Source organism: Prosthecobacter sp., assembly GCF_044373815.1.
GTDB lineage: Bacteria > Verrucomicrobiota > Verrucomicrobiia > Verrucomicrobiales > Verrucomicrobiaceae > Prosthecobacter.
In genome coordinates this window covers 1-5,231 of the sequence record NZ_JBIPNG010000466.1, presented here as the reverse complement: position 1 = coordinate 5,231, position 5,231 = coordinate 1, and the positions used below count along the sequence as shown (strand labels likewise).

The following is a 5,231-nucleotide window of genomic DNA, read 5'->3' as shown; positions in this document are numbered from 1 at the left end:
CGTACAAAACCTCCTCGGCATTGATTACAGCAAAGAAGTCATGACCCCCGTCGGCCGCCCCATGGCCCTCAGCAAAGGCGAGCCGGTGAAGGAACTCCAAGCCCACGCCTGATCAGCGTCCGGCACTCTCAAACGGGCTGCCTTCGATGATCTGCTTTTTCTGTTCCTCCGGGGAGGCTGCCGCGTCGGGATTGAGCGTCATGATGTAGGCCACCACGTCTCGCAGCATCTGCTCGTCTTCGATGAATGAGGTCGTGATCTGTACCATCTTCGCGCCATTCACATCGTTCTTGATGGCCCCGCGTTTGCCAGATTTGAATTTCTTGAGCTGCTCCTCCAGGTACCAGCCCTGACGCCCAATCAGCGGCGGACTGCCAAAGGTCATCTCTCCGCTGGCGTTGTACCGGTGGCATTCCATGCAGCGTTCCTGAAAAAGCCGCATGCCCTCCTCAGGGTTGGTATTGGCCATCACCCGGTCCTTGCCCATGGGCACCCTCATAGGCATCTTCTCAACATGGGCGACCACTGCCTTGACCTGCTCAGGCTGCAGTGCCTTGGCAACCGCCGCCATCATGAATGACTGTGGATCTGCCGCATCATGTCCCCGCCGGCCTTCCCGCAAATTCGCAAACTGCGTGTTCACATACCACGAAGGCATCCCGGCAATGGATGGCGACTTCAGTTCCGGCTTGCCTTCACCAGCGGTCCCGTGGCATTGCGCACACACGGTCTGGAAAATGGTCTTCCCATCCGCAGCCTTCGTGGTTATGACGGGTTCGGTGGCATGGCCCGCTCCGCTGAAGCCAAGGAGCATGAGTGCGATGTGGTGGAACTTCATGGTTCAAAAAACGCCGTAAGTTGCACCCGGGTTACAACAATGCCTCCCTCCCTCGGTTTTTGCCAAATCCGACACACCGCAGGACAATTTTGTCCCACACTTGCGCCCGCCAGCAGCCTGTGCCTTTCTCCCAGATGCCTCCCATTGCATCGAACGTCGTCGAACTTACCCAGGCACTCGTGCGCATCCCCTCGGTGAATCCCGATGGCGACCCCGGCACCGACGGCATCGGCGAGCAACAATGTGCGCTGTATGTCGCAGATTTTCTACGATCTGCCGGAGCTGAGGTGACGCTTGAAGAGGTCGAGCCTTCGCGCCCCAATGTAATCGGGCGCTTTCCAACGCATCCCAGCGCAAATGGAGGAAAGAAGCCTCGCATCATCTTCGCCCCCCACACCGACACCGTCAGCGTCGGCGGCATGACCATCGAACCCTTCGGCGGCGAACTCCGCGACGGCAAAATCTGGGGCCGCGGAGCCTCCGACACCAAGGGCCCCATGGCCTCCATGCTCTGGGCGCTCTACGAGATGCGCGACGAAATCCCCTCTCTGCCGGTCGAAGTGCACTTCGTTGGCTTCATGTCCGAAGAGAGCGCACAGCTTGGTTCTCAACACTTTGCGAAGCATCATGGGCGTTATGACCTCGCCATCATTGGTGAGCCCACGAGTCTGAAGACCGTGTTTCGACATAAAGGCTGCCTCTGGGCTGACGTGCACACTACAGGTGTGGCAGTGCATGGCGCCACGCCGCACCTGGGTGTAAATGCGATCGTGAAAATGGCAAAGCTGGTCGCTGCGCTCGATACGGACTTCCGCAAGACTTTGGCCGAAGCCAGTGGCGAGGACGAATGGCTGGGAGTCAGCACCATCAATCTCGGCATGATTCAGGGCGGCACGCGCAGCAACATCGTGGCAGATTTTTGCAAATTGCGGGTGGATATTCGCACGACGCCGGGCCTGCAGCGCGCTGGTGGGGCTCTGGCACTTCTGACAGATTTTGTGCAGGGCATCGACGAAACCGCCCGGGTCACCGTCGCCAGCGAGGCGTTTCACCTCGATACCGACCCCGAGAACGCCTTTGTGCAGAAGCTGATTGCCGCCGGGGCCGGTCTGACCGGCGCGCCGTGGTTCTGCGATGCTGCCTTTCTGGCAGTCGCGGGCACTCCGGCCATTGCCATCGGTCCCGGTTCGATTGCTCAGGCGCATACGAAGGATGAATTCATTGCTGTGAGTGACGTGGAGGAGGGAGTGACTTTTTTCCGTCGTTTCCTCGCCAGCTTGAAGTAATCAAGGAATCCCCACCCGGTAGAAACGGCGGGTTTTGTTTACTGCATTCAAGTCCGTCCATGTGGAGGATGTGCTGGTCGCCGTGAAAATGTCAGGGGTCCATTCCTTCAAGTCATCGCTGTATTCGATGAGGTAGTCATTGCCTGGCACGGATGGAAACTGCAGCGTGGTGTTCGTACTGCGGGCGAGTACCGTTTGTGGGAAGCTGCGGGGATCGGCGTCGCTGGTGCCGAACCAGGTTTCGAGGTCTGAATGCACTCCGTCACCGTCATTGTCCAGATGAGTTTCGAACTGGTCGACCAGACCGGAATCGAGGCCGGAAGCGGTGAAGTCATCCTTGATGTAGGACCATTTGAGCGTGTGGGAGCCGGAGGGAATCAGGACGGCTTTGCGTGTCCAGCCCACTTCCCCGCTGATGGCTTCCTTTTCCACGTCGTCGATGTAGAATCGCATGAAATCGTAACCGGCTTCGGAAGAAATGCCCCAGTAAAAAGTCACTTTGCACGGCCCGGTGACCTGGGTGGTCATTTCACTGCGCTGGAGGTCTCCAATGGGGCCGCTGCGGGCCGCGTCATTGCCGTCATGCGCGTACAACCATTGCGGCACCCAAGTGAGATCGCCCGCAGACGTGATGGCTTGGGCGGGGGCGTCCAACGCCTCCGCCAGACCTTGTGCGATGGTGCCCACCTGGAGCGTGATGACCTGGGTCGTGGTGCCGAAGGCGTTGGTGACGTGGAGCGTGATCTGGTACGTACCGGGTGCAGTAACGCTGCCGTAGAGCAGACCCGTCGTGGCATCCAGTGTGAGCCCGGGGGGCAGACCCTCGGCTGTGTAGGTCGCCGGAGCGTTGGAGGCCATGATGACCTGCCGGAAATAGACGCCCTCATAGGCGTCCAAGGTCGTTGTGGTGATCACCGGAGCCGAGGTCGTGGGGGTGATGACGATTTGGTCCACCCAGCCAGCATCCTGTCCCTTGGCCTCAGCCTGATCCTTCATGTAGTAGATATCGATGTTATGAGGGCCCGGACCGACATCGGTCACGGAGGATTTCCAATCGGTTTCACCCGTGATGTAGTCCCGGACATATCCGTCCACAGTCAGCACGAGGTAGTCGTAGTTCTTTTCGGATGAAACCTTCCATTGGAAGTCCAGCCGCGCCGGGCCGTTCACGGTGAATTCCATGCCTGAATATTCCTCGTCATCGACCGTTGCGGTCTGCACCGCGTCCACGCCATCATGGGTCGTGGTTGTCTGGCTAAATGGATCGCCAAATCCAAACGGCACGATTTTGAGGCTGGTCGGCTGCTCCACCGCAGCCGACAGGGCAGGTGTGGCCGCAAGAATGTAAAAGTAGGCGAAGTCTGAGGTGGTTCCAGTGGCGTTGGTGGCGCTTTGCCAGCCTTCGAACAAACCGGTCACCTGCGGTGTGCCGGTGATCAGTCCGGTGGTGGGATTGAGGGTGAGACCCGCAGGCAATGAGCCGGTGGCATAGGTTCCGGCATCAAAGCTCGTGGTGAAATTGGAGGCGGACATCTGCTGACTCATCTCCCAGCCTTCACGGCCTGCGACGATCCAGTTGGAGGTGATGACGGGCAGGGGCAGTGCGCTGTTCGTCGGCGTGCCGTAAAATGTGATGGTGGCGTCAGTCAGTGTGCCGACATCCCCCACCACTTGGTCGATGGCCTGCAGCTTCCAGTCGCCCACAGAGCGCTCGCCCCAGCAATGCGTGGTCATGAAGGTCCAGTCGAGATCGGCCCCGTTGTCGTTGAAGCGAGAGCGGGCCAACCGCACCGAGATGCCACTGGGGGAAATGAGACGCCACTCCAAGTTACCGCGATTCGTGTGAGCGGCTTTGACATGCACGGTGATGTGTTCCAGCCGCAGATTGTCGGCGATGGGAACGGTGAAGGTTTTGGAGACACCGCTTCTGTCGTAGTCCGGTATGGGCAGGTTCAGCGCCGCGGCCGCATAGGTGTGAGACTGGCGCGGGGCGACGTTGATCCAGGTGGAGGCCAGGGCTGTGGCCTGCTGCGCGTTCACCAGACCGGCGCCGTATTTGATGTTGAAGTGGAAACCCGCGCCATTGGTGATCCAGTCGCCATCGTATGAGTCATTCTGAGTGGCGCTGCGGACGAGAATCTCCTGCACATCCCGTGTGGAAAGGTTCGGATTCGCCTGCAGCATGAGCGCCACGACACCTGCCACGGCAGGCGTGGCCGACGACGTGCCGCCAAAAGTGTTGGTGTAGTTGGGGTCGGTGAAATCGGGGTACTCGACCGTGCCGCCATCTTCATTGTAACCCAGCGCCCCAGTTCGGTCCGTGGTGGTGATGCCTTCCTTGCCACCATTGGAGGGAGCGCAGACAAGAATGTTTGCTCCGGGTTCGCTGTAATAGGACGACCTGCCCTTGTCATTCATGGCGGAGACGGCGATGGCATGGATCGAATTGGCCCAGCCGTCATAATTTGAATCGTCTCCGCTGCCGTTGCCATTGCCTGCCGCCCAGAGGAACACGGTGCCTTTGCCGTTGCGACCCGTCGTTGCCGCATCCTCCAGCGCCTGCGCGCTGAGAACGTCCGGGCCACCGGATCCGAATGCACCGTCATAGGGCCCCCAGCTGTTGCTCTTCACCGCGATGAGGTCCTTTTGATAGGCGAAGGCATCCGCCTCCTGCTGGTCGCTGGTGGGAGCGGCGATTAGACGCAGGCCCACCAGCGTTGCCTCGGGAGCCACGCCGGAGCCGCCGATGCCGTTGTTGCCGCGCGCGGCCGCCACGCCTGCGCAGGAGGTGCCATGGAAGTTCGTCGCGCCAGGGGAGGGGTCGCTATCATTGTCGTTGAAGTCGAAGCTGTGGGAGAGATCCACGTTCGGCGCGAGATCAGGGTGTCCGACCTCCAGACCATCATCGACGATGGCGATGCGTACCCCCGTGCCTTTGTAGCTGTCCCAGACGCTCAGCACATTCAAATCGGAACCGGCGACGGCACCGTTCTGGCCGGTGTTGCTCAAATGCCACTGGTAGCCGGGATTCGCAGCGTTGTAGGCAACATACGGGTCATTGGGGACAAAACGGTGAAACAGCTGGTGCGCGAGCATCGGCGCGGCCG

3 protein-coding genes are annotated in these 5,231 nt (G+C 60.0%); 1 reads left to right on the top strand and 2 read right to left on the bottom strand.

The features are described from left to right. Positions 1-112 precede the first annotated feature (112 nt). Complete coding sequence (locus tag ACIREA_RS26155) at positions 113-838, bottom strand: cytochrome c4 (protein ID WP_397385267.1); 726 nt, start codon at positions 836-838, stop codon at positions 113-115. A gap of 134 nt (positions 839-972) precedes the next feature. Between ACIREA_RS26155 and ACIREA_RS26150 the strand changes: the two genes are divergently transcribed. Further along, positions 973-2,124 (top strand): M20 family metallopeptidase, encoded by a 1,152-nt coding sequence (locus ACIREA_RS26150; protein WP_397385266.1) that lies wholly within the window; start codon positions 973-975, stop codon positions 2,122-2,124. Here the strand turns inward: ACIREA_RS26150 and ACIREA_RS26145 are convergent. Next, positions 2,125-5,231 (bottom strand): S8 family serine peptidase (locus ACIREA_RS26145; protein WP_397385265.1); only part of this gene is annotated, 3,107 nt, incomplete at its 5' end.

Excerpts from the sequence above, each read along its gene's own strand:
- ACIREA_RS26150 (WP_397385266.1), top strand. The coding sequence starts at position 973 with ATGCCTCCCATTGCATCGAACGTCGTCGAACTTACCCAGGCACTCGTG.
- ACIREA_RS26155 (WP_397385267.1), bottom strand. The coding sequence starts at position 838 with ATGAAGTTCCACCACATCGCACTCATGCTCCTTGGCTTCAGCGGAGCG.